This is a genomic window from Variovorax sp. 01T439_2 (assembly GCF_056398445.1).
The window spans coordinates 1-3773 of sequence record NZ_JBFTPJ010000593.1 but is presented as its reverse complement, the minus strand read 5'-3'; the positions used below and the strand labels follow the sequence as shown (position 1 = coordinate 3773).

Annotated in this window: 1 protein-coding gene; it reads right to left on the bottom strand. The window is 69.1% G+C overall.

The genetic code is table 11. The features are described 5' to 3' along the window. Positions 1-3665 (bottom strand): DUF6531 domain-containing protein (locus AC1DOC_RS23950; protein ID WP_478130632.1); only part of this gene is annotated, 3665 nt, incomplete at its 3' end. Between the last annotated feature and the right edge of the window lie 108 nt (positions 3666-3773).

The window sequence follows — 3773 nt, the reverse complement described above, 5'->3', positions numbered from 1 at the left end:
TGGGTGCCTGCATAGTCCTTGAGCAGGTTGTCCATCAGCCGGCCGGCCATGCTGCGGCCATCGCCGTTCAGGCGCACCGCGACGCGGGTGGTGACGCGGCCTGCGGCCTGCGCGTTGGCACCGGTGTCGTCGGAAGGATGGCCGATGTTCCCTGCCGGGTCGAACGCAAAGGTCTCGCGCCCCAGGCGGCTGTGAGCTTCCAACAGACGCCCCACCGGGTCGTAGCGGTAGCTCAGGTTGCCGCGGCGGCTGTCGCCGATGGCCACCAGTTGGCCGGCCTTGTCGTAGGCATAGCTGCGGCGAATGCCGACGGCCTCGACGGCGCCCGGCCTGGTCTGCGAGATCTGCTGCTCCAGCAGCCGGCCGGCGGGGTCGTAGTGCAGCTTCTGCGTCAGGCCGTTGCCCTGTTCGCGGCCGATCTCGCGGTGCAGGTCGTCGCGCTCGAAGCCCAGGATGTCCTGGCCGTCCACGAGCAGGCCGTGCACGTGGCCGGAGCCGTAGGTGAGCCATTGGGTGACATGGCCGTCGGGGCGGATGCTGGCGATGCGCTGGTTGAGCTCGTCGTAGCCGTGCTGCCAGACCGCCGTGTGGCCATGGTCCAGGTAGTGCTGGTGCTCGCGCACGAGGTTGCCCGCGCGGTCGTAGAACCACTGGAGCCGGGCCTCGGCGTTGGTGGCCTCGACCAGGCGGCCGTTGCGGTCGTAGGCGAAGCGTTCGGCCTGCTCGTCGGCCTGGCGCTCGCTCAGGCGGCCCAGGGGGTCGAACGCGAGCCGGGTGCTGTGGCCGGCTTCGATGACCTCGGCCAGCACGCCGCTGGCTTCGTCGTAGCGGTATTGGGTGCTCTTGCGGTCGAAGCCGGTTTCTTCGAGCAGCTTGCCGACGGGGTCGTAGCGGAAGTCGTAGCGGCTGCCGTTCTCGTTGTGCAGCTCGCGCAGGCGGCCCAGCAGGTCCCAGTGGTACTCGAGGGTGCGGCCGGCCGCGTCGGTGCGCTGGGCGACGAGGCCGGCGCGGGTGTAGCCGTAGCTGGTGCGGCGGCCCAGCGCGTCGGTGTGCGCGAGCAGGCGGCCTTCGGCGTCATGCGCGAAGTACTCGCTGGTGTTGTCGGGGTGGACGATCTCCTCGAGCTGGCCCGGGTGGTTGGCATGGCCGGGCATCGCGGACTGCGCGGCTTCGCCGGCTTCGGTGTAGCGAAAGCGCGTGGCCTGGCCCAGGGCGTTGGTGATCCTGGCCAGGCGGCCGCGGCCGTCGTAGGCCCACTGGGTGGTCTTGCCCGAGCAGTCGGTGTGGCTGGCCAGCTGGCCGTCGGGGGCGTAGGCGAGGGTCTTGATGCCGCCCTTGGCGTCGGTGATGCGCACGGGGCGCCCGGCGTTGTCGTAGGCGTATTCGGTCTTGTGGCCGAGCGGGTCGATCTCTTCGGTGAGGTTGCCGCTTGCGTCGTAGTCGCGCTTCCAGGCGCCGCCTTCGGCGTCGAGGATGCCGGTGATGCGGTGGCGCGCGTCGTAGGCGTAGTGCACGCTGCTGCCGTCGGCGCGGGTGTGGGTCTTGAGGTTGCCGTGGGCGTCGTAGACGTAGTCGTCGGTGGTGCCGTCGGTGTGGATGTGGCGCGTGATGTTCTTGGCGTCGTCGCGCAGGAACCATTCCTCGCGCTTGTCGGGGTGGATGATCCGGTAGGTGTAGCCCAGCACGTCGTAGTAGTACCAGGTCTCGCCGCCCATGGCGTCGGTCAGGTAGGTGAGGCGGATGTTCTTGTCCCACTCGAGCGTGAGCGCAAAGCTGCCGTCGTCGGACCATTCGCGCACGGCCTTGGCATCGGCGCCGGTGCCGTCGTACTGCAGGTTCATGCCGCGGCCGGTGCGGTCGGTGTAGCGGGTGACGAGGTGATGGCCGTAGCTGTACTGCCAGCCGGCGCCGTTCTCGTCCTGCGCGGCGACGAGGTCGCCTTCGGCGTCGTGGGTGTAGGCGGCCAGCTGGCGCACGACGCGGCCTTCCTTCAGCTCCCACAGGGCCTTGATGAGGCCGGTCTGCGCATCGGGCTGGGTGCCGACGTGGGCGATGACGGCCTCGCCCTGCCTGCTGATGATGTCRCTGAGCACCTGCTCGCCGGTGGCCGCGATCACGTGGTCGTAGCGCAGGCCGACGGCGGCGCCGCTGTTCGTGTGCTGCGCCACCAGCCGGAAGTGCTGCTTGCCTTGCGCGGCCGCCTTGGCGGGCACGGTGTCGACCAGCTCGTAGGTCTCGCGCCAGTCGGGGGCCTGGCCGGCCGGCATGGGCTTGCCGAAATCGACCGCGAGCAGCCGTTCGCCGAGGCGGGTGAGGGTGATCTCCTCGATCGGGTTGCGATGGCTCTGGCCCACGGCCAGCAGCGGGAAGGCGTGGCTGCGGCCATCGGCACCGCGATAGATCAGGCTCATCTGGCCCTGGCGGCGGCCCTTGGCGGGTTTGGCAACATCGACGCGCGTGCTGTAGGGCGTGATCCAGCGCGCGCCGAGGCTGCCCTGGTCGAAGGCGGCAAGATCGCTGCGGTAGGTGCGCGTCCAGGTGATGGGCAGGGGCGCGCCCAGCACGAAGTCGGTGTGGTCGAAGCTCTCGCAGCCGGTGGCCAGGCTGATGGCGCCGCCCGCGGCGGCGTTCGTGCAGTTCTTGCAGCCGGGGTCGCCGCTGGCTGGCACCTGGGCGGAGGTGGCGGCCTGTTCGCCGCCGGGCTTCTTGCTTTCGACCTGCGTTCCGTTGTTCGCGGAAATGTTGGCGCTGTGCTTTCCCTTGCGCCTGAGCAATGCATCCTTGAGGATCTTGATCATCCACTTGATGCCGTACTGCAGGCTCTCGTCGCCCAGCCGCATGATCTGCCGGCGGGCCGCGCCCTTGAGGTCGGTCAGGCTGGCGACGGTGTCCCGGATCATGGCCTTGGCGCTGTCGGGCAGCGCATAGTGGCTCGCGGTGGCCGCCGCGTAGTTGGCGGATTTCTTCGCGGCCTCGGCCGCGGCGGCCATCATGYGGCTCCAGGTGCTCTGGGTCTTGGGGTCGTAGGTGTTCCGCTCGGCAGCGGCGCCGGTCGCGAACACCGGCTTCTCGCCCAGCGCCACCTGCAGCGCGCCGATCAGCGCATCGGCGATGCCGTCGACCTTTTTTGCGCAGGACTGCAGGAAGTCGTCGAGATAGCCGAGCGCCTCGTCCACGAACTTGTCGAGCGTGCCGGCGATGGTGTCGTTCAGGTGCGTGATGAGCACGGCAATGAACGCCTCGCCGATGTTCGGCACCGCGTTCTTGGCCGACTTGGCGATCTCCTGCTTGAGCAGGTGCAGCATGGGCCGCAGGCTCATGCGCGCTGCGCCGGTGGCGGGCGGAAACGGGATCACGCCCAGCAGGTTGATGGCCAGGCTGACCCACTGCAGCACGTCGCTGTACGCCTTCTTGGTGACCATCTCGATGAGGTCCCAGACCGCGTCGATGAGCGCCATGATGTTGCCGATGACCGGCAGGCTGCCCGCGAAGGTTGCCAGCACGTTCAGCGTGACGTAGTCGTTGGTGAGCTTGCGCAGCCACTTGTCGATCTTGGCGGCGCCGGCGCCGATGTCTTCCTCGCCGATGGTGTTGAGCGGTGCCACCGCGGTCTGGCGCTCGCGCTCCTTGGCTTGTGCGTCGTTCTGGGGGGCCTGGTCAGCCATTCGCGGATCTCTCCCGTGTTCTCTTGTGGTCGTCGTCTTGCGGTGCCGGCGATCAGCCCGCGAAGCCCGGCGTCTGGCCGCGCGGCAGCGTGGCCAGGGACTTCAGCG